We start from the raw sequence: 21,397 nt of genomic DNA on the forward strand, positions 1-21,397 counted from the left end.
ATGGGAGGATGCAACAGGGAAGGGTATCCTGATCCGACCGCAGGTATTGCAATCGGACGGGTCATGAAACAGGAAAAGCGTAAAAAGAAGGAGGTAAAGAAGAATGTTCGTATCGATCGGAAACTCAAGAATGGACAAAAAGTTTAACTGCATGGATATGACATATGAAGATTTTGTCAGCCGTCTTTCCAAGACAAAATATACTGCGGAAACAATGGAGCAGTACAGGAAGATGCCGAAAGGGCAGCAGGACAATATCAAGGATGTCGGAGGTTTCGTGCTTGGAAAACTGAAGGGCGGACGCAGGAAGAAGGACTGCGTGATTTCCAGATCCGCCATCACGCTTGATATGGATTACGGAACACAGGGCATTATTGATGAACTGGAAATGTTCTTTGACATGAAGATGGTGGTGTATTCCACGCATAAGCACACACCGGAGAAACCAAGGCTGCGTATCATCATATTCCTGACAAGGGATGTGACACCTGATGAGTACGGGGCAGTCAGCCGTATGCTTGCATCGGATATCGGCATCGAGCTTTTCGATGATTCCACCTATGAACCATCAAGACTCATGTATTGGCCGAGCACTTCCAGTGACGGTGAGTATGTGTTTCAGGAAATCGAAGGGAACGAAGTTGATCCCGATGAAGTACTGTCCCGTTATAAGGACTGGCATGATGTATCAGCGTGGCCGGTCAGCAACCGTCAGGCATCCGTTGTACAGAGGGATATCAAAAAACAGGCTGACCCACTTTCAAAGGACGGGTTGATCGGGGCCTTCAACCGCACATACACGGTGACACAGGCAATCGACAAATTCATCCCGGATGTGTACAGGCATTCAAGGGCAATCCCCGGTAGATACGATTATATTCCGGCGGACTCGGCTGCCGGAGTCGTGGTTTACGATGACCTGTTCGTATACAGCCACCATGCAACAGACCCATGCTGCGGAAAGCTGATGAATGCGTTTGATGTGGTAAGACTTCATAAATTTGGTGACAAGGATGCAAGAGCCGCCGAAGGGACAGAGCCGGGAAAGCTCCCATCTTTCAAGGCCATGCAGGATTTTGCTTCTGCAGATGAAGAAGTGAAGAACACGCTTGCCAGGGAAAGACAGGAGCTGGCGGTACAGGAATTTTCCACAGAGCCGGATGAGGACTGGCAGAACAAGCTGGCACTTGACCGCAGGGGAAACATCAAGGATACACTGCAGAACATCGCACTGATCATCCGCAACGATGAGAATTTCAAGCATATCGTGTACAACGAGTTCAAGGATACCATTGATGTCATCGGTCCGCTTCCGTGGAAACAGGTAAAGCCAGGATGGAATGACTCAGACCTTGCCAATGCAAAGGTGTATTTCGAGAGGGTGTACGGGATCTGGTCACCGACAAAGTTCAAGGATGCACTGCTTGCAGTAGTGTCTTCCGACAGGCTCTACCATCCGATCAAGGATTATTTTGCAACGCTTCACTGGGACGGACAGGAGCGTATCGACACACTGCTCATCGACTACTTTGGTGCAGAAGATACAACTTATACGAGGGCGGTCATCCGCAAGACACTGGTGGCTGCGGTAGCACGTATCTATAAGCCGGGAGTAAAGTTCGACTCCATCCTCGTATTGAACGGTCCTCAGGGAATGGGAAAATCCACCTTTTTTGCCATCCTTGGAAAGCAGTGGTTCTCGGATTCCTTATCCATTTCGGACATGAGGGATAAGACTGCTGCCGAGAAGCTGCTCGGAAACTGGATACTTGAGATCAGTGAGATGAACGGTATCCGCAAGACGGAAGTCGAGGTAGTAAAGTCTTTCGTCACCCGTCAGGATGATAAGTTCCGTCAGGCATACGGGGTCAATGTAGAGTCCCATCCAAGAAAGTGCATCATTGTGGGAAGCACTAACTCCGAGGGCGGATTCTTACGTGACGTTACGGGTAACAGAAGATTCTGGCCCGTGCATGTGCCGGGGACAGGAAAACATCATCCGTGGGAGCTTGACTGTGTCGACCAGATCTGGGCAGAAGCAATCCATCTGTATAACGAAGGCGAGGAGCTGTTCTTAAAAGGTGAGGAGGCAGAGGAAGCATATAAGATGCAGCAGGAGGCAATGGAGTCGGATGACCGTGAGGGCATCGTGCAGGACTATCTTGACAGACTGCTGCCGGACAACTGGGCATCAATGGATATTTACCAGAGAAGGGCATTCCTTGGCGGAGGAGAGTTCGAGACGGTAGGTGTCAAAGGAACGGTCATGCGTGAGCGTGTGTGCATCATGGAGATCTGGGTGGAGTGCTTCGGCAAGGAGCGCCAGAACTTAAAGAAGGCAGATTCCTATGAAATCGAAGGCATCTTAAACAAGATCGGGGGATGGAAGAAATATGATTCCAATACCACGGGCAAGACCAAAGTCCCCCTTTACGGAGTGCAGAAGACTTTTGTGCGGATGGATGAGAAACCAGAGGAAACCCGTTAGGCGGTTTCCGAGGTTTCCCAGATGCAGATGGGCAACGGTAGTCGGAAACCGTGCTGACACCTTGGGAAATAAGGGGTTGCGGTTCTTAGTTTCCCAGTTTCCCATTAAATCCAGTTGAGAATTAAAAATAAAGATAAAAAGAGCAATTCATGTATATATGCGCGTATAGGAGTTAAAGGCATATGGCAACCGCAATCGGCAAAGGAGGTATCTGGTTTTGCTAGAAAGTACAGTAGAGAGACATTTGAGGGAAGAAGCTAAAAAGCGGAAAGGCATGGCGTTAAAGTTCGTATCGCCCGGTATGAATGGAGTGCCTGACCGCATCGTCCTGATGCCGGACGGGAAAATGGCATTTGTGGAACTGAAAGCACCGGGGAAGAAGCCGAGACCGCTTCAGCTGAAGAGAAAGAGGATGCTTGAGAGGTTAGGCTTTCCCGTTTATGTAGTTGATAATATCGAACAGATCGGAGGTATTCTTGATGAAATACAAAGAACATGATTATCAGCAGTATGCAACAGATTTTATAATCGGGCATCCCGTGAGCTGCCTGATCCTTGACATGGGACTTGGCAAAACGGTCATTACGCTTACGGCACTGTGGCTTCTGCTGTTTGACTATTTTGAAGTAAGACGGATCCTGGTGATCGCACCGAAACGTGTGGCAGAGACCACATGGCCGGCAGAGATAAAAAAGTGGGAGCATCTTTATGGCATGACATTTGCCGTGGCAATGGGAACTGCAGGGCAGAGAAAGGAAGCACTTCAGTCAGGAGCCGATGTGACGATCATCGGAAGGGACAATGTTTCCTGGATGACAAAAAACATATTTTTTGATTTTGACATGGTCGTGATCGATGAGCTGTCGAGCTTCAAGTCCCCGAAGGCACAGAGATTCAAAGACCTGAAAAAAGTAAGGCCGATGGCAAAACGTGTGGTCGGGCTTACGGGAACACCGGGAAACCTCATGGACTTATGGGCAGAGATAGGGATCCTTGATATGGGGCAGAGGCTTGGAAGATACATCGGAGGATACCGTGACAGGTTCTTCCTTCCGGATAAGCGGAATCGTGAGCTCATCTTTTCCTATAAGCCGAGGGAAGGAGCAGAAGAAAAAATATATGAACTGATCTCCGATATCAGCATTTCCATGAAAGCCGTGGATTATCTTGATATGCCGGAATGTGTAAGCAACCGTGTGACCGTATCCATGTCGGAATCCGAACAGGCACTTTATGACAGGATGGCAGATGAAATGATCCTTGAATACGGGGAAGGACAGGACATCGATGCGGTAAATGCAGCAGCCTTAAGCAACAAGCTCCAGCAGATGGCAAACGGTGCGGTCTATGATGAATCCGGCAATGTCCGAAATATCCATGACAGAAAACTGGATGCACTGGAAGACCTGATCGAATCGGCAAATGGGAAACCGCTTCTGGTTGCATACTGGTTCAAGCATGACAGGGAGCGGATATTAAAACGGTTTAAGGCAAGGGATATCAATACAAAGAAGGATATCGAGGACTGGAATGAAGGAAAGATCCCGGTGGCGCTGATCCATCCGGCATCGGCAGGACACGGACTGAATCTTCAGGAAGGCGGTTCGACCATCGTATGGTTTTCACTTACATGGTCCCTTGAACTGTATCAGCAGTTAAATGCCAGACTTTACAGACAGGGGCAGAAACACACGGTCATCATAGAGCATCTGGTGACAGAAGGCACGGTCGATGAAGATATCCTCCGGGCAATCGAAAAAAAGGACATTACACAGAATGCAATGATAGAAGCAGTAAAGGCAAGGATTGGAGGTATGACGGATGACGGCAGAAGTAATGATGAAGGAATATAAGAATATGAAAAAGGAACTGACCGTGACTGAGTTCCAGCTCCGTCAGTTTCAGGGAGTGAGCGAACAGGACATGATCGATTCCATGCTTTACTCCCATCAGGAAGGGGAAAGGGTGCAGACGAGCACTCTTTCCGATAAAACGGCAAACATAGCAGTCAAATATAAGGCTGCAATGGAAAGGGAGAATGACGAGTGGTATGGTTTCCTTTTCCACAGATATATGTTCCTGAAGGAAGAACTGGATTTTTTCGAGCATGCAGTGAACGGACTGGATGAAAGACATAGAAGCATTATCGCGGATCTTCTGGATGAGGACATGACATGGGACATCATGATGGAAAGATACCATGTGAGCCATACGATGATAGCAAAATACAGAAAAGCAGCATTGAAGGAACTTGATAAACAGTATGAACTGAGGGACAGACAGGTGGAAGCATTTGTCCTCGGATAGGAGGTTTTTATGTGTAAGCGTGGAGATATTTATTATGTGGATTTTGGAGAAAAAGATGGAAGCAAGCAGGGCGGTGTCCGTCCGGCACTGGTGGTAAGCAATAATAAGGCAAATAAGCATTCCCCGGTGGTCACGGTCGTTCCGCTGTCAGCCAGGATATGGAAAAAGAAGTATCTTCCGACCCATGTGCAGATACCCAAAGGCAGCGGTCTGAACAAGCCGAGCATGGCTTTGGCGGAACAGGTGGAGACCCTTGATAAAACAAGACTCGGAGAAAGAATCGGGGAAGTGCTGGATGAAATGGTTATGGAGCAGATCACCGTAGCACTCCAGATACAGATAGGTGCATATGCGGAGTACAATTAAGGCAGTCAGACGGCTGTCTTTTTTGTTTGCGTTATGGTAAAATACTGTTATGAACCAAACAGAGACGGAGGCGGTAAAATGGTAAATTATGATGACCTTGTTAACAGCCTGAGCAGCAATCCGAGGGATATTGTTACTGTACCTATGAATAACAGAAAAGGAAAATGGTTTTATGCTTTTGCAGAGAATGGAACTGTTTTTGTGACTGTATCGAAAGAGCATGAACCCAAATGCTCCATAAAAATGCCCAGACCTTTAAAGAAGGAAGAATGCGGAGAGCTATATGAACTGTACCTGAGAAGGAAAAAGGGAGAACATATATCCGGAGAAGCAACAGCGGCTACCCGTAATCAGGTATACTGGTATGGTATTTTTTCCGATATGGGGCTGTAGGTATAGGGAAGGAGAACATAAATGGCAGAGAAGAGAGCAGCCAGCACAAATATGACAAGATCCGATAAAGCCCATAAAAAATTCATGGATAAACTGAATGTTTTACGGGACAACGTGAATCATGGATATGATTCATTGAAAGCAGTACATAAACAGACTACGGATTCGGCTGTCAGTTTTAAGGAAACTGTGGATAAAGGTCAGGAAGCTGAACGTAAGGAACTTTATGATATTATAAAAACTTCAGAAGATGAAGGAAAAATTCAGTGGGCGAAAGACCGTATCCAGGAACTCGACCGTATTAAGGAAAAAGAAGTAGACGGGCATAATGAGTTTCTGAAAGAAGAACGTGAAAAGACTGACAGAAATATTACAGGCGGTATGCTGCTGCTTGCAGTTTCGGCAGGACTAATTTCTAATAAACAGGTAAGGCAGATGGGCGGGAAAGCTATCAGTTCTGTTGGTAAGAGTCTGCTGCGGTTAAAGAAATAAAAAGGTGGTGTACTAAGGGTGCACTAAAGGTGTACTAAGGGTGTACTGACTTTTTAATTTACATCTGCTATGATTAAGATGGCAAAAAAGAAAGGGAGCGGAAACGCTCCTTTTTATGTTGCCATAAGGCGGTGTCTTTCCAATCCTTTCACACCGCCCGTGTACATAGAAGGGAGGAATGGCAGATGCCGATGAAACCAAAGAAGCCGTGCAGACACCCCGGATGTCCGAAGCTGACAGACGGACTGTACTGCGAGGAGCATGAAGCACTGCACCGTGGTGACAGGGCGAGCAGCAGCAAGCGTGGTTACAACAGGCAGTGGCAGAAGGCAAGGGCAAGATACCTGAAGGCACATCCTTTGTGCGTTCAGTGCTTAAAGGAAGGTCATGCAGTGACAGCAACCGTGGTCGATCATATCAGACCGCACCGTGGTGATCCCGTCCTGTTCTGGGACGAGAAGAACTGGCAGAGCCTGTGCAAGCCCTGTCATGATAAAAAGACATGGAACGAAGATAACAATCCTGAGTATCGGTTCTGACGGCAGACCGTGGGGGTATCTGAATCTCTACAGTCTGAACCGCTGAAGACCGATGGCCCCCTTTGCGTGAATTTTCGCAGAATTAAACAGGGGGGATATAAAAAGGGTATGGTAATTTTCGCAGAATGTACTTAAAACACGGCAAAAAGGGGTATTTCCTTTTGCCGGAAAATCAGGAAAAAAGCATTATTTAAGGCTGGAAAACAGTGTAAAAACATTGTTTTTCCGGTCTTTTTTTGTGTGCCGGAAGGAGAGTGGAAAGGATGACGGACGCACAGGCAAAGCAGATCAACGAGATGCGGATGAAGGGGATGGGCTATAAAGCCATCGGAATGGCAATCGGACTGTCCCGTGACATCGTAAGGAATTACTGCAAGAGACATAACCTTGCCGGATACGCCACGGTGGTTTCAAAAAATATGAAACTCATGGTGGACGGTAAAGAGGTGTGCCACTTCTGCGGTAATCCGATCACGCAGCCGAAGACTGGCAGACCGAGAAGGTTCTGTTGTGAAAAATGCAGAAGGGAATGGTGGAAGGCACACCCGGAAGCAGTAAAGAAAAGCGAGAAGGCTTCCTACACGCTTGTATGTGAGCAGTGCGGGAAGCCTTTCATTTCCTATGGAAACAAGAACAGAAAATACTGCGGCCGTGAATGTTATTTCCGGCACAGGTTTTTAGCAGAGGAGGATATGGAAGATGCAGTTTCAGAGTTATAAAATAGCAGACCTTATCCCGGCTTCCTATAATCCGAGGAAGAAGTTAAAACCGGGTGATAAGGAATATGAAAAAATCAAGAACTCCATTAAAGAGTTTGGTTATGTCGAGCCGATCATTATCAACTCAGACATGACCATTATCGGAGGACACCAGAGAGCCACGGTCCTTGCAGACCTCGGGTACACGGAAGTGGAGTGTATCGTGGTCGATATTGACAAGACCAAGGAAAAGGCACTCAATGTTGCCCTTAATAAAATTACGGGCGAATGGAACAAGGAACTTCTGGCCGACCTCATCAAAGACCTTGAGGATTCGGATTTTGATGTCGGCATCACGGGCTTTGAACCGCCGGAGATCGAACAGCTTTTCAATTCCGTGCATGATAAGAAGATCACGGAAGATGACTTCGATGTGGAAGCGGAGCTTGCAAAGCCGACCGTGGCAAAGACAGGAGATGTATGGCTGCTTGGAAAGCACCGTGTCATCTGCGGTGATTCCATTCTGCCGGAAACCTACGAAAAGCTGATGGATGGACGGAAAGCAAATCTTGTCCTGACTGATCCTCCATACAATGTAAATGTAGAGGAGACGGCCGGCAAGATCAAAAATGACAACATGCCGGATGAGGATTTCTATAAATTCCTGTTTGCTGCATTTGTAAATATGGAGCAGTCAATGGAACAGGATGCTTCCATTTATGTATTCCATGCGGATACGGAGGGGTTGAATTTCAGAAAGGCATTCAAGGATGCCGGATTTTACCTTTCCGGGTGCTGCATCTGGAAGAAGAACGCACTGGTTCTTGGAAGAAGTCCGTATCAGTGGCAGCATGAACCGTGTCTGTTCGGATGGAAGAAGGGCGGGAAGCACCAGTGGTATTCCGACAGGAAGCAGACCACCATCTGGGAATATGACCGACCAAAGGCGAGCAAGGACCATCCGACCATGAAGCCTGTGGCACTTATGGCATACCCGATCCAGAACTCCTGCATGAGCAACTGCATCGTGCTTGATCCGTTCCTTGGTTCCGGCTCTACGCTGATTGCCTGTGAGCAGACACACCGTATCTGCTATGGAATCGAACTGGATGAGAAATTCGTGGATGTGATTGTAAACCGCTATATTGAACAGTGCGGTTCGGATGCGGATGTATTTGTCATCCGTGACGATATGAAAATTTCATATCAGCAATTATGCAAGGGAGGGCAGTATAATGAAACAGATGACCTTCCTTGATTTATGTTCCGGCATCGGCGGCTTCAGGCTCGGTCTTGAAACTGCCGGCCATAAATGCATCGGGTACTGTGAATATGATAAATTTGCAAGAGCCTCATATGAGGCAATGTATGATACGGAAGGAGAGTGGAAAGCTCATGATGTCACAAAACTCAAACCCGAAGATGTCCCCTATGCAGACATCTGGTGCTTTGGATTCCCATGTCAGGACATCTCCGTTGCCGGAAAACAGCGGGGACTGGTCGGAAAAAGAAGTGGAATATATTACAACATTATTGACCTCCTCAAAGGCAAAGAGGAAAGTGCTAAACCCGCATACCTACTTGTTGAGAACGTTAAGAACCTGTTATCGATTAATGCAGGATTCGACTTTGCCTCAGTTCTGTCTGAAATGGACGAAGCAGGGTATGACTGTCGGTGGCAGGTGCTTAACTCCAAAAACTTCGGAGTCCCACAGAACCGTGAGCGTGTGTTCATTATCGCAAATCTTAGAAGCAGAGGTAGACGAGAAATATTACCTCTCACAGGAGAAAACGCAGCAGCTCTTAACCAGCTTATAGGCGGTATGCAAGGCTACCGTGTTTATGGGACGGACGGTATTTCCGCAACCCTTGTGGGAAATGCGGGCGGTGTCGGGGCCAAGACGGGGCTTTACTTCATCGACCAGAGCAACCATGATCCGAAAATTACGGATACGGCAAGATGCCTGACAGCGAGGTACACAGCCGGGATGACCAACCATACAGCCATGAACTCAGCCGTGCTGGAAGTCCACCCGGTACTTACACCGGAACGGATGGAGAAACGGCAGAACGGAAGAAGGATGAAAGAGGACGGAGAGCCGATGTTCACCCTGACCTCCCAGGACAGGCACGGTGTGTATGTCTGTGAAAAGGTGGATTCCGTCAAAGTGAAAAATGCTACAAAGGCAGGATATGAAGTGGCACGGGAAGGGGACGGTATCAACCTTGCCTACCCGGACAGTGAGACAAGAAGGGGAAGGGTCGGAAAAGGATGCTCCCAGACACTGGACTGTTCCGGGCAGATGGGAACGCTCATGAGGGGCGGTCGCATCAGACGGCTGACTCCGAGGGAGTGCTTCCGCTTACAGGGATTTTCTGATGAGCTTTTTGACCGTGCTTCTGCCGTCAACTCCGATGCACAGCTTTATAAACAGGCCGGAAATGCAGTCACCGCAACGGTCGCTTATGCGGTTGCGATGTCGCTTCCGGAATCCAGGAGCTGACATTACATTTTCTTTTGGAAAGTACCATTATCTGCTTGACTATACGGGCATTCAGAGTGATATATGGTACTACCAAAAGGAAAGGAGACCAGCAGAATGGAAATTATTACAAACGCTGAGAACAGGAAAGAATTAGTAAAAGCCTTATCCGGACATTTCGGACAGAGGTCAGAATACCTTGGACCGCCATCCTTTGCATACCGCATCGGAAGCATCACGGTGGACAGGGACGCAAAGGTCATACTTGAAGATGACAGCATGGAAGACGAGGTGAGAAGGGTGCTTTTCCAGAATGACGTGGCAGAAGAGACACAGGAAACACAGACGGAAGAACCGGAAGCGGAGATCAAAATACCGATCGGCAGCATGACACCGCAGGGCATCATCAACCTGATAAATATGATGCATTCCAAACAGTACCTTATCAACAGGGCAGTCGGCAGGGAGTGCATTTCCATAGCAGACAGCCTTATAAATGCCCTGACCGAAAGAACCTTCGAAGATACGGAGACGGCAGCCGGGTTCATTACGGAACAGGGCGGATGCAGCGGTGTTACCTTTGCAGACGGGAATATTGAGTTCACGGGATTTCCGCATACCGATGACATGATGGAATACTGCAGACTTGCATCGGCAATGGTAAAGAAAGCATCGGAACAGAAACGTGTGAATCCGAAGCAGACCATTGAAGAGAATGAAAAATATTACATGAGGGCATGGCTGGTATCCATCGGATTTGGCGGGAGCGAAGGAAAGGAAACAAGGACCTTCTTCCTTAAGGGGCTGAAAGGCCATACGGCATTCCGAACCCCGGAAGATGCGGAAAAGTGGAAAGCCAACCGCAGGGCGGAAAGGGGGTCAACGGTATGTTCGGAGTAAGCAGACAGACACTTGAGAGACTGAGGAAAGAATATCCTGCGGGGACCAGGGTGGAGCTTATCCGCCTTGATGACCCCTACCGAAAGATTCCGTCAGGAACAACGGGAACCGTAGAATATGTGGATGACGCAGGACAGCTCCACACAGTATGGGACGGACACGGGTCACTTGCGATGATCTACGGAGTGGATGAATGGCGTAAGATATAGTCATAATATACACAGTTTTTCCGGCTGATGTTTGTGCAGTTTATGGCGCATATATAACTGGATATATGTGTGTTTTAGAGCGAATATGTACCTACCGAAAGGGAAGAAAACAAACGGAGGTACAAGCCATGAACGAAAGGATTACAAAGCAGATCGAGGAAATGAAGAAACAGACCATCGGGGTCGAGGTTGAGATGAACAACATCCGAAGGGATAAGGCAGCAGAACTTGCAGCAGCATTCTTCGGAACAGGAAGATTTGAAAACACGGCTTCCAGAAACGGATATTATACATGGTCCGCATGGGATGCAAGCGGAAGGGAATGGAAATTCCAGAAAGACGTCAGCATTGCGGGACCGGATGATAAAAAATGCGAGCTGGTCACTCCGATCCTTCACTACGAAGACATCGAACTTCTTCAGGAACTTATAAGAAAGCTCAGACATGCGGGAGCCAAGAGTGATGCAACAAGGGGATGCGGAGTCCACATCCACATCGGAGCAAAGGGACACACGCCACAGACTTTAAGAAACCTTGCAAATATCATGGCGGGACACGAGAAGCTTTTAGCGGATGCCTTAAACCTCGACAGCTGGCGGATGAGCCGCTACTGCAAAACGGTAGACCCAAGATTCCTCAAGGAACTCAACAAAAAGAAACCGAAAACGATGGCAGCCCTGGCAGACATCTGGTACACGGCAAACGGAGCGGGATACGGAAGAAACAACCATTATAATGAAAGCCGATACCATATGTTAAACTACCATGCTACTTTTACAAAAGGGACGGTCGAGTTCAGGCTTTTCCAATTTGATGCCCCGGCTGACGGAAAGCTGAACGGACTGCATGCGGGACAGCTGAAGAGCTACATCCAGCTCTGCCTTGCCCTAAGCCAGATGGCAAAGGAAGTAAGGACGGCAAGCCCGAAACCGCAGCAGACGGAAAATCCGAAATACGCAATGAGGACATGGCTTTTGAGGCTCGGATTCATTGGGGATGAATTCAAGACCGCAAGGGACATCCTTACAAAGAGACTTGCAGGAGATACTGCTTTCAGAAGCGGAAGGGCTGCTTGAAGAGAACAGCCTCCTGCCACCTTGGAGCACTGACCGCTATGAGCGGTCTTAAGGTGGTAGAAGGGTGTTCCCTTCAGAAAGGATGGAAACATTATGAAAAGATATTACATTGCTTATGGAAGCAACCTGAACATCAGACAGATGCGGATACGATGCCCTCACGCAAGGGTGATCGGAACTGCAGTCATAAACGATTATGAGCTTCTCTTTAAAGGAAGCCGTACGGGAGCCTATCTTACCATTGAGCCGAAGGTAGGCAGCGAGGTTCCCGTGGCGGTATGGGAAGTCACGGAGTCGGATGAGGCGGCACTTGACCGCTACGAAGGATATCCGGTGTTTTATTACAAAAAAGAAATGGAACTCGATATCAGGGGCATCCGCACGGGGAAGATACGCAGAAGGAAGTGCTTTGTGTACATCATGCATGAAGAACGGAAGATCGGAGTACCTTCCCTTTCGTATGTCAGCACATGCCTTCAGGGGTACATCAGCTTTGGGTTTGACGAACATTATCTTTCCGAGGCACAGATAAAAGCAGTGGAGGTGGCAGGACATGAAGAATGAAACACTGCACATACGGATATGCCCCCGCTGCGGGGCTTCCTACGGAAGGACACCATCTCTTTCAAGGGCAGACGGCAGAACGCTTATCTGCCCGGACTGTGGGACACGTGAGGCGCTTGAGAGCATTGGTGTCGGGGCAGAGGAACAGGAACAGATCCTTGAAGCCATCCACAGATCGCAGCGGTAAAATCCACAATTTCTTCCGCAGATTTTTGTGTACATTATGATGCTTAAATGACTGGATATATGTACGGTTCAGAGCGAATATGTACCTACCGAAAGGGAAAACAGAGAAAACGGAGGAAAATACGATGGAAACAAAGATCACAACAGCAGAAAAATTAGGAATGGAGCTTTACGGATGCATGAATTCAGCAGTCCTTGACTACGGTGACTACACGGTTGCAGTCTGGGAACACTGCTTTAAGGGCAGCATTGCAGAAGTTTATGAACTGGTTGAAACACCGGAAGAGACAGGTCTTGGAAGATGCGAATGCAGGATTTCAAGGATCGGAAGAAAAGAAGGGTTTGAGGATGCCGGACATGCAATGGCGTGGGCACTCACAAATGTAAAATAGCAGAAAGGGCAGGGAAAACGTTCCCTGCCTGTGTACATTTACACAGTGTAATGCAGTTATCTTTGTGTACATTATGGTGTTGAATTGACTGGATATAATCAGCGTTTAGAGCGAATATGTACCTACCGAAAGGGAAAACAAAGAAAAAAGCGGAGGTACAAGACCATGAAGAAAATTGAGATTTTTGAAAAAGCCATGAACGAGGGAGGAAGCCTTAAGGATTACGGAATCAACAGCACATTGTTTGCAGCATACAGAGACTGCCAGGAAACAGGAAACGATAACATTGATTTCAACGGAGTCATCTGGGATTACGACATTCCGGAAATTGTAAAGGCTTTAAAGGAAAACGGCATCAGCGAATTTACGATAAGCAGTACATTTTCAAGCCTGATCGAAACCCTCGCAGCATTTGAAAAGGAAGGCATCAGGATGGCAGGGCTTACCGAGGTAAATGCAACATACTCGGATTGGAAAACAGGAAAGAAAGCAAGAATTCCGGCAATCAGAATGACACTTTAAGAATAAACACACAAATCGGAAGGCCTCTTCGGAGGTCTTTTTATTATGCCATTTACGGGGAGGTGAGGACAGTGGCACAGAGAGGAAGAAAACCAAAGCCTACGGCAGTAAAGGTGCTTGAGGGCAATCCGGGCAAGAGAAGCCTTAATACGGGCGAACCAAAGCCTGAGAAAAAGGCCCCGCGCTGTCCGGCATGGCTTGAGGATGAGGCAAAGAAGGAATGGAAGCGGATGGCAAAACAGCTGGAGCATCTGGGGATCCTTACCGAGATCGATATGGCAGCATTCGCAGGATACTGTCAGGCATATGCGAGATGGAAAGAGGCAGAGGAGTTCATTACACAGCACGGGACCATCGTAAAGACCCCGAGCGGATACTGGCAGCAGGTACCGCAGGTGTCAATTGCACAGACCTATCTGAAGATCATGAATAAGTTCTGTGAGCAGTTCGGACTGACCCCGTCCGCAAGAAGCCGTATCTCCACTGACAGCGGTGAGGATAAGCAGAACGATGAAATGGAGCTTCTGCTTGTGAAAGGTGGTGCAAAATAATGTTTGACAAGGCAAAAGCAGACCATGCGGTCAATTTCATAAACTGCCTGAAACACACCAAAGGAAGGTGGCGGGGAGTTCCGTTTGAACTTCTCCCGTGGCAGGACGAGATCATCCGTACCCTTTATGGGACGGTAAAGGAAAACGGATACAGGCAGTACAATACCTGTTACTGTGAGATACCAAAGAAAAACGGAAAATCGGAGCTGGCGGCTGCCATTGCACTGTATATGACATGCGGTGACGGTGAATGGGGAGCAGAGGTTTACGGCTGTGCTTCCGACAGGCAGCAGGCTTCCATCGTATTTGATGTTGCGGTGGATATGGTGGACCAGTGTCCGGCACTGAAGAAAAGGATCAAGCCCGTCATGTCCGTAAAAAGGCTCGTATATAAACCAACCAACAGCTTCTACCAGGTGCTGTCGGCAGAGGCATACACAAAGCATGGACTGAACGTCCATGCGGTCATCTTTGATGAGCTGCACGCACAGCCGAACAGGGAACTGTTCGATGTCATGACCAAGGGTTCCGGTGATGCCAGGACACAGCCGTTGTTCTTCCTGATCACGACAGCCGGGACAGACCGGAATTCCGTGTGTTTTGAACAGCACCAGAAGGCTCTGGACATCATAGAGGGAAGAAAGATAGACCCGACATTTTATCCTGTGATCTACGGGGCATCCGATGAGGATGACTGGTCGAGTGAGGATGTGTGGTATAAGGCAAATCCGTCACTCGGATACACGATTGACATTGAAAAAGTGCAGAATGCATATATCAGTGCAAAAGAGAATGCAGCAGAGGAGAACGTATTCCGGCAGCTCCGTCTGAACCAGTGGGTGAAACAGAGCACCAGGTGGATGCAGATGGATAAGTGGGATGCCTGTTCCTTTGCCGTGAAAGAGGAGGAGCTTCTCGGAAGGGAATGCTATGGCGGACTCGACCTTTCCAGTTCCACGGATATCACGGCATTCGTGCTTGTGTTCCCGCCAAGGAATGATACGGAGAAATATGTGATCCTTCCGTATTTCTGGATACCGGAGGATAACATGAGACTGCGTGTCCGAAGGGATCATGTCCCCTATGATGTCTGGGCTGCCGAAGGGTGCTTAAAGACCACGGAAGGAAATGTCATTCATTATGGATTTATCGAGCAGTTTATAGATGAACTTGGCACGAAGTTCCATATCAAGGAGATCGCATTTGACCGATGGGGAGCAGTCCAGATGGTGCAGAACCTTGAAGGCATGGGATTTACCGTTGTCCCGTTCGGACAGGGATATAAGGATATGAGTCCACCGACAAAAGAATTGATGAAACTGACATTGGAGGAGCGAATCGCACATGGCGGACATAAGGTGCTGCGTTGGATGATGGATAATGTGTTTGTCCGTCAGGATCCGGCGGGAAACATCAAAATGGATAAGGAAAAATCCACGGAAAAGATTGACGGGGCTGTTGCAACCGTTATGGCACTTGACCGTGCAATCAGGAATGAAGGCAGTGACGGAAGCGTGTATGATGACAGGGGCATTCTTGTATTCTGATGCAGCCGTGTATGATTCTGTAAAATCATAATCCGGCTGCATGTTTCTGTGCTAAGATATAGGAAAAGCACAGGGAGGCATTTTGTATGCAGGAAGAATTTTTTATGAACAGTATGGAAAAAGACCCCAAACTTAGCGGTGAGCACGGGGCGCAGACAAGGAAGTCCCTTGCACTGAAAGCAGAGGAGATCCTCGGACTTGATCTGGAAACAGTGGTAGCGGATGATGACCTTATGTATGATTCGCTGATGAAACTGAAACCGCTTGAGAACCCAAAGAAAAATCCAATGCAGAATGCACTGAGAAAATATTATTACTACAGGAATGGGAAAGAGTTCCCACGACTGAACAATTATCAGAGATGATCAGGAACGGCACTTCTTCGGAGGTGCTTTTTTTGTACCCATTTTTTAGGAGGTGTCACATGGGAATTAAGAGTTTATTCGGATTCGGACAGGCAAGGGATAAGCCTGTGGATAAGGCAGCAGATGCAGGATATTCGTTTCTGTTTGGAAGGACAACGAGCGGAAAGCCTGTCAATGAAAGAACGGCAATGCAGACCACAGCAGTATATGCCTGTGTCAGAATCCTTGCGGAGGCAGTCGCATCCTTACCTCTTCATGTATATGAGTACCAGGATGACGGAGGCAAGAAGCTGGTGCATGACCATCCGCTATATTATCTGCTCCATGATGAGCCGAACCCAGAGATGACTTCATTTGTGTTCAGGGAAACACTGATGAGCCATCTTTTAATATGGGGAAATGCTTATGCCCAGATCATAAGGGACGGGGCTGGAAGGGTGCTTGGACTGTATCCGCTCCTTCCGGACAAGATGGAGGTGCAGAGGGATGACAAAGGAAACATCTATTATGTGTATTCCAGAAACAGTGATGAGAACCCTACGTTCAAGGAATATGGAAATATCAAACTGAAAGCCGAGGATGTGCTTCATATCCCCGGACTTGGGTTTGACGGACTGATCGGATATTCCCCGATTGCGATGGCAAAGAACGCTGTCGGCATGACGCTTGCCTGTGAGGAATACGGGGCGAGTTTCTTTGCAAACGGGGCAAATCCGGGCGGTGTCCTGGAGCATCCGGGGGTCCTGAAAGACCCGTCAAAGGTGAGGGAGTCCTGGAACTCTGTGTACAGGGGCGTGAGTAACGCACACAAGATCGCAGTGCTTGAGGAAGGCATGAAGTACCAGCAGATAGGCATCCCGCCGGAAGAAGCACAGTTCCTTGAAACAAGGAAATTCCAGATCAATGAGATTGCAAGACTGTACAGGATACCGCCACATATGGTCGGTGACCTTGATAAGTCGAGCTTTTCCAATATCGAGCAGCAGTCCTTGGAGTTCGTAAAATACACACTTGATCCGTGGGTGATCAGATGGGAGCAGTCCTTACAGAGATCGCTCCTTCTGCCGGGAGAGAAAGGAAAGTATTTTATCAAGCTGAATGTGGATGGTCTGCTCCGTGGGGATTACCAGTCGAGGATGAACGGCTATGCAGTCGGAAGGCAGAACGGATGGTTTTCTGCCAATGATATCCGTGAGATGGAAAACATGAACCCGATCCCGGATGAGGAAGGGGGAAACCTGTATCTGATAAACGGTGCAATGACCAAACTTGCAGATGCGGGAGCTTTTGCCAAGACGGATACGGGGCAGCAGAACACTCCGGCACAGGAAAACAGCGGAAAGAGAGGTAAACGATGAAGCGGAAGTTTTGGAACTGGATAAGGAATGAAGATGAGAGCGTGCCTGACATGGAAAGGACGCTCTTTTTAAATGGCATGATCTCGGATGAAACATGGTACGGGGATGAAGTGACACCGCAGCTTTTCAAGGATGAACTGAATGCCGGAAACGGAAATATCACGGTGTGGATCAATTCTCCGGGCGGTGATGTGTTCGCGGCAGCACAGATCTACAACATGCTCCGTGACTATAAGGGAAGCGTGACAGTCAAGATAGACGGTATTGCAGCTTCGGCAGCATCCGTGATCGCAATGGCAGGAGACACGGTCTGTGTATCCCCTGTTGCAATGATGATGATCCACAATCCTGCGACCATGGCAATGGGCGAGACAAGGGATATGCAGAAAGCAATCGCCATGTTGAATGAGGTCAAGGAATCAATCTTAAATGCCTATGAATTCAAGACGGGGCTTACCCGTGCAAGGCTCTCCCACATGATGGACGATGAGACCTGGTTCAATGCGAAGAAGGCAGTGGAGCTTGGATTTGCGGATAAGATACTCTTTTCTTCCGGTGAGACGGATGAAGAGAAGAAAAAGCCTGAAAAGCCGGAAAAAGAACCGGAGGAAGGCAGTGATGGAGAGGAAGGAAAAGAAAAGGAAGACGAGGATAAGGACAAGAAAAAGAAGTTCCCGTTCCAGCAGGATTCCATGATGTATTCCACCAAGGCGATGAATGAATCGTTCCTTTCCAGGGTATCCCGTGTGGATGCCATGATACCAGTCAGCCAGTTAGAAAAAAGACTGAGTCTTTTAACACATTAAGGAGGATTTCAAGATGAGCAAGATTTTAGAATTAAGAGAAAAAAGAGCAAAGGCATGGGAAGCAGCAAAGGCATTCCTCGATGCAAAGAGAACACAGGAAGGCTTTGTGTCCGCTGAGGATGCAGCTACCTATGACAAGATGGAAAACGATGTCGTGAATCTTGGAAAGGAGATCGAGAGACTGGAAAGACAGGCTGCCATCGATGCAGAACTTTCCAAGGCAACAAGCACACCGATCACCAACAAGCCGGATGCAAAGACGGGCGGTGACACAAAGACCGGAAGGGCAACTGATGAGTACAGAAAAGCGTTCTGGAACGGCATGAGAAACAAGGTGCTGTCCTATGAAGTACAGAATGCCCTTACCATCGGCACGGATTCCGAGGGCGGTTATCTTGTACCGGATGAGTACGAGAAGAAACTGGTGGAAGCACTGGAAGAGGAGGTATTCTTCCGTAACCTTGCAACCGTCATCAAGACATCGAGCGGTGACCGTAAGATCCCAATCGTTACATCCAAGGGTGAGGCGGCATGGATCGATGAGGGAGGTCAGTTTCCGGAATCTGATGACAGCTTCGGACAGACAACCATCAGTGCCTTTAAGCTGGCAACCATGATCAAGGTGTCCGATGAACTCTTAAATGACAGTGTGTTCAATATTGAGCAGTACATCTCAAGGGAGTTCGGAAGAAGGATCGGTACAAAGGAAGAGGAGGCATTCTTTATCGGTGACGGCAAGGGAAAGCCTACCGGAATCTTCAATGCAACAGGCGGTGCTGAGACGGGCGTGACATCCACCGGAACATCCATTACGTTTGATGATGTCATGGATCTTTACTATTCCCTCCGTGCCCCTTACCGTAACAAGGCGGTATGGCTTTTGAATGATTCGACTGTAAAGGCAATCAGAAAGCTGAAGGACGGAAACGGAAATTATATCTGGCAGCCGTCCGTAAGGGAAGGAGAGCCGGATAAGATCTTAAACCGTCCTTACCGCACATCCATCTATGTGCCGGAACTTGCAGCCGGAAACCGTGTCATGGCATTCGGTGATTACAGTTATTACTGGATCGCAGACCGCCAGGGCAGAAGTTTCAAGAGACTGAATGAGCTTTATGCCACAACCGGACAGGTCGGATTCCTTGCTTCAGAGCGCGTGGACGGCAAGCTGATCCTTTCCGAGGCAGTCAAGACACTTGATATCAAGGCTGCCGGAAAGTAGGGGTGGCAGGATGTTCGTAACGCTTGAGGAAGCCAAAGGGTATCTCAGGGTCGATTCGTCAGACGAGGATGAACTCATCCTCCGTCTGATGGAAACATCCGACCGCCTGATCTTAGATGTGACAAGACAACATCCGGAAGAACTCAAAGAGTATGAATCTGTTGTCCGTACTGCAGAACTGTATGTTATTGCTTACCTGTATGAGCATCGGGAAGAAGCAGATCATAAGACAATGACGGAAACACTGAAGTATCTGTTTTTTGGAATCAGGAGGGAGATATTCTGATGATAGAACTTATGCGTGAACGGATCATGATACAGAAAAGCAGCACGAAGAAGGATGGGGCAGGAAACCATACCCTTGTATGGAGCGACTACTATAAATGTTATTCCTACGTGAATAATCTTTCCGGGAAGGAGTACTGGGAAGCAAAACAGGTCAATGCGGAAACGGAACTTGATTTTGTCATCCGTTACTGCAGTGAGGTGTCCGCTATTGACACGGAGCATTTCCGCATCCTGTTCCGTGGGAATATTTATAATATTACATTTGTTGACAACGTGCAGTATAAGAATAAGACATTGAAGATCAGGGCTGCCCTGGCAAAGAGGTGAGGAGATGGCAGAGAGAAGAACGACCGTTGACGGTCTGGCAGATGCGATCATGGATGGCCTGAAGGAATATGCAGACCTTGCCACGGATACCGTCAAGGATGCGGTAAAGGATGTATCCAAGACCGTGAAGAAGGATATACAGGCAAATGCCCCGAAGCGGACTGGAAGGTATAAGAAGAGCTGGGCTATCAAAAAGACAGCGGAGAGCAGCAACTCCCTTACCATGACGGTCCATTCTAAGGACAGATACCAGATAGCCCATCTCCTGGAACACGGCCATGCAAAACGCGGCGGGGGCAGGGTAGCCGGAAGGGAGCATATTGCCCCGGCTGAAGAAAAGGGAAACAGGGAGCTGGTGCAGAAGATAGAGAGGGGGTTGCGTTCGTGACGCATGAAGAAGTCATGGCAGTGATGGAAGAAATCGGACTTCCATATGCCTATCATCACTTTGCGGAAGGGGAATCCCCTGATCCGCCCTTTGCAGTATTCCTGTATCCGGGAAGCAATAATTTCTCTGCAGACGGGAAAGTCTATTTTAAGACAGACCGTCTGAACATAGAAATCTACACGGATATAAAAAATATAGAACTGGAACAGCAGACAGAAGCCGTGCTTGACGGGCATGATATTTTTTATGAAAAAAGCGAAGTATGGATCGAATCTGAAAATCTGTATGAGGTGCTTTATCAGATGGAGGTATAGAAGATGGCAAACAAAAAGAATAAAGTCAAATTTAATATCTGCAATGTGCATTACGCACCGATTACGGTTGCAGAGGAAGGTACGGTCAGCTTTGGGACACCCGTGCCGATGCCCGGTGCGGTATCCATCAGCATGGATCCGACCGGAGAGCCGGAGTCATTTTATGCGGACGGCATTGAATATTACGTGATCAATAACAACCAGGGATACGATGGTGACCTTGAACTTGCAATGATCCCTGAATCATTCCGCACAGATATCTTAAAAGAGGAGCAGGATGCCAATAAGGTGCTTGTGGAGAATGCAAATTCCGAGACAGGCAGTTTTGCACTCTTGTTTGAGTTTGATGGTGATATCCGTAAGATCCGCCATGTGCTTTATAACTGTTCCGCATCACGTCCGACCATTGAGTCCAAGACGAATGAGGAAGATAAGGAAGTGCAGACGGAAACACTGACCATCAAGGCAAGACCTATGGCAGACGGATATGTCAAGGCAAAAACGGGAGATTCCACAACTGAGACTGTTTACAATAACTGGTATAAGAGCGTGTATCTTCCGGCAGCTTCCACTGCAGAGCAGCAGTCAGCAAAATCAACCAAGAGTGTATCATAAG

The 21,397-nt window shown here is 48.0% G+C and carries 30 protein-coding genes; all 30 read left to right on the plus strand.

The annotated features are described in order from the left end of the window. The 30 genes from GT575_RS05400 (at position 1) to GT575_RS05545 (ending at position 21,396) form a co-directional block, all read left to right on the plus strand. Positions 1–147: a hypothetical protein gene (locus GT575_RS05400; protein ID WP_155176165.1), complete on the plus strand. Its 147-nt coding sequence runs from the start codon at positions 1–3 to the stop codon at positions 145–147. Next, entirely contained in the window at positions 131–2,488 is a 2,358-nt protein-coding gene (locus GT575_RS05405; protein ID WP_155176164.1) for a VapE domain-containing protein, read from the plus strand. The genes GT575_RS05400 and GT575_RS05405 overlap by 17 nt, the downstream gene beginning before the upstream one ends. A 217-nt stretch (positions 2,489–2,705) precedes the next feature. Next, a complete protein-coding gene (locus tag GT575_RS05410) occupies positions 2,706–2,987 on the plus strand; it encodes a VRR-NUC domain-containing protein (protein WP_155176162.1) in 282 nt (93 codons plus the stop codon). Continuing rightward, on the plus strand, positions 2,968–4,341 hold the full coding sequence (locus GT575_RS05415; protein WP_155176160.1) for an SNF2-related protein: 1,374 nt from the start codon (positions 2,968–2,970) through the stop codon (positions 4,339–4,341). Before GT575_RS05410 ends, GT575_RS05415 begins: the two co-directional genes overlap by 20 nt. Then, positions 4,325–4,795 (plus strand): hypothetical protein, encoded by a 471-nt coding sequence (locus GT575_RS05420; protein ID WP_155176257.1) that lies wholly within the window; start codon positions 4,325–4,327, stop codon positions 4,793–4,795. Before GT575_RS05415 ends, GT575_RS05420 begins: the two co-directional genes overlap by 17 nt. Positions 4,796–4,804: 9 nt before the next feature. After that, entirely contained in the window at positions 4,805–5,161 is a 357-nt protein-coding gene (locus tag GT575_RS05425; RefSeq protein WP_155176157.1) for a type II toxin-antitoxin system PemK/MazF family toxin, read from the plus strand. 78 nt (positions 5,162–5,239) lie between these two features. Then, positions 5,240–5,554, plus strand: coding sequence for a hypothetical protein (locus GT575_RS05430; RefSeq protein WP_155176155.1), 315 nt, complete (start codon positions 5,240–5,242; stop codon positions 5,552–5,554). A 21-nt stretch (positions 5,555–5,575) separates the two neighbouring features. Beyond that, complete coding sequence (locus tag GT575_RS05435) at positions 5,576–6,046, plus strand: hypothetical protein (RefSeq protein WP_155176153.1); 471 nt, start codon at positions 5,576–5,578, stop codon at positions 6,044–6,046. 185 nt (positions 6,047–6,231) lie between these two features. Next, entirely contained in the window at positions 6,232–6,585 is a 354-nt protein-coding gene (locus GT575_RS05440) for an HNH endonuclease (RefSeq protein WP_004843274.1), read from the plus strand. Between the two features lie 263 nt (positions 6,586–6,848). Next, positions 6,849–7,304 (plus strand): hypothetical protein, encoded by a 456-nt coding sequence (locus tag GT575_RS05445; protein WP_004843272.1) that lies wholly within the window; start codon positions 6,849–6,851, stop codon positions 7,302–7,304. Further along, the gene (locus GT575_RS05450; protein ID WP_155176152.1) at positions 7,285–8,541 is read left to right on the plus strand and encodes a site-specific DNA-methyltransferase; all 1,257 of its coding nucleotides are present in this window, start codon (positions 7,285–7,287) and stop codon (positions 8,539–8,541) included. Before GT575_RS05445 ends, GT575_RS05450 begins: the two co-directional genes overlap by 20 nt. Beyond that, a complete protein-coding gene (locus GT575_RS05455) occupies positions 8,519–9,787 on the plus strand; it encodes a DNA cytosine methyltransferase (protein ID WP_155176150.1) in 1,269 nt (422 codons plus the stop codon). Before GT575_RS05450 ends, GT575_RS05455 begins: the two co-directional genes overlap by 23 nt. 96 nt (positions 9,788–9,883) lie before the next feature. Then, the gene (locus GT575_RS05460; RefSeq protein WP_243142442.1) at positions 9,884–10,666 is read left to right on the plus strand and encodes a hypothetical protein; all 783 of its coding nucleotides are present in this window, start codon (positions 9,884–9,886) and stop codon (positions 10,664–10,666) included. Next, the gene (locus GT575_RS05465; RefSeq protein ID WP_155176255.1) at positions 10,654–10,875 is read left to right on the plus strand and encodes a DUF4314 domain-containing protein; all 222 of its coding nucleotides are present in this window, start codon (positions 10,654–10,656) and stop codon (positions 10,873–10,875) included. Before GT575_RS05460 ends, GT575_RS05465 begins: the two co-directional genes overlap by 13 nt. Before the next feature lie 128 nt (positions 10,876–11,003). Continuing rightward, positions 11,004–11,951: an amidoligase family protein gene (locus GT575_RS05470; RefSeq protein WP_155176146.1), complete on the plus strand. Its 948-nt coding sequence runs from the start codon at positions 11,004–11,006 to the stop codon at positions 11,949–11,951. Between the two features lie 93 nt (positions 11,952–12,044). Further along, positions 12,045–12,515 carry a gamma-glutamylcyclotransferase family protein gene (locus GT575_RS05475; protein ID WP_155176144.1) on the plus strand — a complete coding sequence of 157 codons (471 nt, stop codon included), beginning with the start codon at positions 12,045–12,047 and terminating at the stop codon, positions 12,513–12,515. Beyond that, positions 12,505–12,702: a hypothetical protein gene (locus GT575_RS05480; RefSeq protein ID WP_155176143.1), complete on the plus strand. Its 198-nt coding sequence runs from the start codon at positions 12,505–12,507 to the stop codon at positions 12,700–12,702. Before GT575_RS05475 ends, GT575_RS05480 begins: the two co-directional genes overlap by 11 nt. 124 nt (positions 12,703–12,826) lie before the next feature. Further along, positions 12,827–13,093: a hypothetical protein gene (locus GT575_RS05485; RefSeq protein ID WP_161171686.1), complete on the plus strand. Its 267-nt coding sequence runs from the start codon at positions 12,827–12,829 to the stop codon at positions 13,091–13,093. A 165-nt stretch (positions 13,094–13,258) separates the two neighbouring features. After that, a complete protein-coding gene (locus GT575_RS05490) occupies positions 13,259–13,615 on the plus strand; it encodes a DUF7698 family protein (protein ID WP_118733212.1) in 357 nt (118 codons plus the stop codon). A gap of 71 nt (positions 13,616–13,686) precedes the next feature. Beyond that, positions 13,687–14,166, plus strand: coding sequence for a phage terminase small subunit P27 family (locus tag GT575_RS05495; protein WP_117717907.1), 480 nt, complete (start codon positions 13,687–13,689; stop codon positions 14,164–14,166). Next, positions 14,166–15,713: a terminase large subunit gene (locus GT575_RS05500; RefSeq protein ID WP_155176141.1), complete on the plus strand. Its 1,548-nt coding sequence runs from the start codon at positions 14,166–14,168 to the stop codon at positions 15,711–15,713. The genes GT575_RS05495 and GT575_RS05500 overlap by 1 nt, the downstream gene beginning before the upstream one ends. Before the next feature lie 86 nt (positions 15,714–15,799). Next, the gene (locus GT575_RS05505; protein ID WP_008117767.1) at positions 15,800–16,078 is read left to right on the plus strand and encodes a hypothetical protein; all 279 of its coding nucleotides are present in this window, start codon (positions 15,800–15,802) and stop codon (positions 16,076–16,078) included. Between the two features lie 59 nt (positions 16,079–16,137). Next, positions 16,138–17,436, plus strand: coding sequence for a phage portal protein (locus tag GT575_RS05510; protein ID WP_155176139.1), 1,299 nt, complete (start codon positions 16,138–16,140; stop codon positions 17,434–17,436). After that, complete coding sequence (locus tag GT575_RS05515) at positions 17,433–18,242, plus strand: head maturation protease, ClpP-related (protein ID WP_155176137.1); 810 nt, start codon at positions 17,433–17,435, stop codon at positions 18,240–18,242. The genes GT575_RS05510 and GT575_RS05515 overlap by 4 nt, the downstream gene beginning before the upstream one ends. 13 nt (positions 18,243–18,255) lie before the next feature. Then, positions 18,256–19,464: a phage major capsid protein gene (locus GT575_RS05520; protein ID WP_008117772.1), complete on the plus strand. Its 1,209-nt coding sequence runs from the start codon at positions 18,256–18,258 to the stop codon at positions 19,462–19,464. 10 nt (positions 19,465–19,474) lie between these two features. After that, positions 19,475–19,750 carry a head-tail connector protein gene (locus GT575_RS05525; protein ID WP_055272613.1) on the plus strand — a complete coding sequence of 92 codons (276 nt, stop codon included), beginning with the start codon at positions 19,475–19,477 and terminating at the stop codon, positions 19,748–19,750. Next, complete coding sequence (locus GT575_RS05530) at positions 19,750–20,079, plus strand: phage head closure protein (RefSeq protein WP_155176135.1); 330 nt, start codon at positions 19,750–19,752, stop codon at positions 20,077–20,079. The genes GT575_RS05525 and GT575_RS05530 overlap by 1 nt, the downstream gene beginning before the upstream one ends. A 4-nt stretch (positions 20,080–20,083) precedes the next feature. Then, complete coding sequence (locus GT575_RS05535) at positions 20,084–20,467, plus strand: HK97 gp10 family phage protein (protein ID WP_055272618.1); 384 nt, start codon at positions 20,084–20,086, stop codon at positions 20,465–20,467. After that, positions 20,464–20,781, plus strand: a complete 318-nt coding sequence (locus GT575_RS05540) for a hypothetical protein (protein WP_055272620.1) — start codon at positions 20,464–20,466, stop codon at positions 20,779–20,781. Before GT575_RS05535 ends, GT575_RS05540 begins: the two co-directional genes overlap by 4 nt. Positions 20,782–20,784: 3 nt before the next feature. Continuing rightward, positions 20,785–21,396, plus strand: a complete 612-nt coding sequence (locus tag GT575_RS05545; protein ID WP_008117781.1) for a major tail protein — start codon at positions 20,785–20,787, stop codon at positions 21,394–21,396. Position 21,397 lies beyond the last annotated feature (1 nt).

This window comes from Coprococcus sp. BIOML-A2 (assembly GCF_009875795.1).
Taxonomy (GTDB): domain Bacteria; phylum Bacillota; class Clostridia; order Lachnospirales; family Lachnospiraceae; genus Coprococcus; species Coprococcus aceti.

Bases quoted from the DNA above. Each gene is read 5' to 3' on its own strand.
- GT575_RS05500 (WP_155176141.1), top strand. From the start codon at position 14,166: ATGTTTGACAAGGCAAAAGCAGACCATGCGGTCAATTTCATAAACTGC.
- GT575_RS05510 (WP_155176139.1), top strand. From the start codon at position 16,138: ATGGGAATTAAGAGTTTATTCGGATTCGGACAGGCAAGGGATAAGCCT.
- GT575_RS05535 (WP_055272618.1), top strand. From the start codon at position 20,084: ATGGCAGAGAGAAGAACGACCGTTGACGGTCTGGCAGATGCGATCATG.
- GT575_RS05545 (WP_008117781.1), top strand. From the start codon at position 20,785: ATGGCAAACAAAAAGAATAAAGTCAAATTTAATATCTGCAATGTGCAT.
- GT575_RS05405 (WP_155176164.1), top strand. From the start codon at position 131: ATGGACAAAAAGTTTAACTGCATGGATATGACATATGAAGATTTTGTC.
- GT575_RS05435 (WP_155176153.1), top strand. From the start codon at position 5,576: ATGGCAGAGAAGAGAGCAGCCAGCACAAATATGACAAGATCCGATAAA.
- GT575_RS05445 (WP_004843272.1), top strand. From the start codon at position 6,849: ATGACGGACGCACAGGCAAAGCAGATCAACGAGATGCGGATGAAGGGG.
- GT575_RS05425 (WP_155176157.1), top strand. From the start codon at position 4,805: ATGTGTAAGCGTGGAGATATTTATTATGTGGATTTTGGAGAAAAAGAT.
- GT575_RS05515 (WP_155176137.1), top strand. From the start codon at position 17,433: ATGAAGCGGAAGTTTTGGAACTGGATAAGGAATGAAGATGAGAGCGTG.
- GT575_RS05485 (WP_161171686.1), top strand. From the start codon at position 12,827: ATGGAAACAAAGATCACAACAGCAGAAAAATTAGGAATGGAGCTTTAC.
- GT575_RS05415 (WP_155176160.1), top strand. From the start codon at position 2,968: ATGAAATACAAAGAACATGATTATCAGCAGTATGCAACAGATTTTATA.
- GT575_RS05470 (WP_155176146.1), top strand. From the start codon at position 11,004: ATGAACGAAAGGATTACAAAGCAGATCGAGGAAATGAAGAAACAGACC.
- GT575_RS05400 (WP_155176165.1), top strand. From the start codon at position 1: ATGGGAGGATGCAACAGGGAAGGGTATCCTGATCCGACCGCAGGTATT.
- GT575_RS05450 (WP_155176152.1), top strand. From the start codon at position 7,285: ATGCAGTTTCAGAGTTATAAAATAGCAGACCTTATCCCGGCTTCCTAT.
- GT575_RS05420 (WP_155176257.1), top strand. From the start codon at position 4,325: ATGATGAAGGAATATAAGAATATGAAAAAGGAACTGACCGTGACTGAG.
- GT575_RS05430 (WP_155176155.1), top strand. From the start codon at position 5,240: ATGGTAAATTATGATGACCTTGTTAACAGCCTGAGCAGCAATCCGAGG.
- GT575_RS05480 (WP_155176143.1), top strand. From the start codon at position 12,505: ATGAAGAATGAAACACTGCACATACGGATATGCCCCCGCTGCGGGGCT.
- GT575_RS05525 (WP_055272613.1), top strand. From the start codon at position 19,475: ATGTTCGTAACGCTTGAGGAAGCCAAAGGGTATCTCAGGGTCGATTCG.
- GT575_RS05530 (WP_155176135.1), top strand. From the start codon at position 19,750: ATGATAGAACTTATGCGTGAACGGATCATGATACAGAAAAGCAGCACG.
- GT575_RS05465 (WP_155176255.1), top strand. From the start codon at position 10,654: ATGTTCGGAGTAAGCAGACAGACACTTGAGAGACTGAGGAAAGAATAT.
- GT575_RS05475 (WP_155176144.1), top strand. From the start codon at position 12,045: ATGAAAAGATATTACATTGCTTATGGAAGCAACCTGAACATCAGACAG.
- GT575_RS05490 (WP_118733212.1), top strand. From the start codon at position 13,259: ATGAAGAAAATTGAGATTTTTGAAAAAGCCATGAACGAGGGAGGAAGC.
- GT575_RS05455 (WP_155176150.1), top strand. From the start codon at position 8,519: ATGAAACAGATGACCTTCCTTGATTTATGTTCCGGCATCGGCGGCTTC.
- GT575_RS05460 (WP_243142442.1), top strand. From the start codon at position 9,884: ATGGAAATTATTACAAACGCTGAGAACAGGAAAGAATTAGTAAAAGCC.
- GT575_RS05520 (WP_008117772.1), top strand. From the start codon at position 18,256: ATGAGCAAGATTTTAGAATTAAGAGAAAAAAGAGCAAAGGCATGGGAA.
- GT575_RS05440 (WP_004843274.1), top strand. From the start codon at position 6,232: ATGCCGATGAAACCAAAGAAGCCGTGCAGACACCCCGGATGTCCGAAG.
- GT575_RS05505 (WP_008117767.1), top strand. From the start codon at position 15,800: ATGCAGGAAGAATTTTTTATGAACAGTATGGAAAAAGACCCCAAACTT.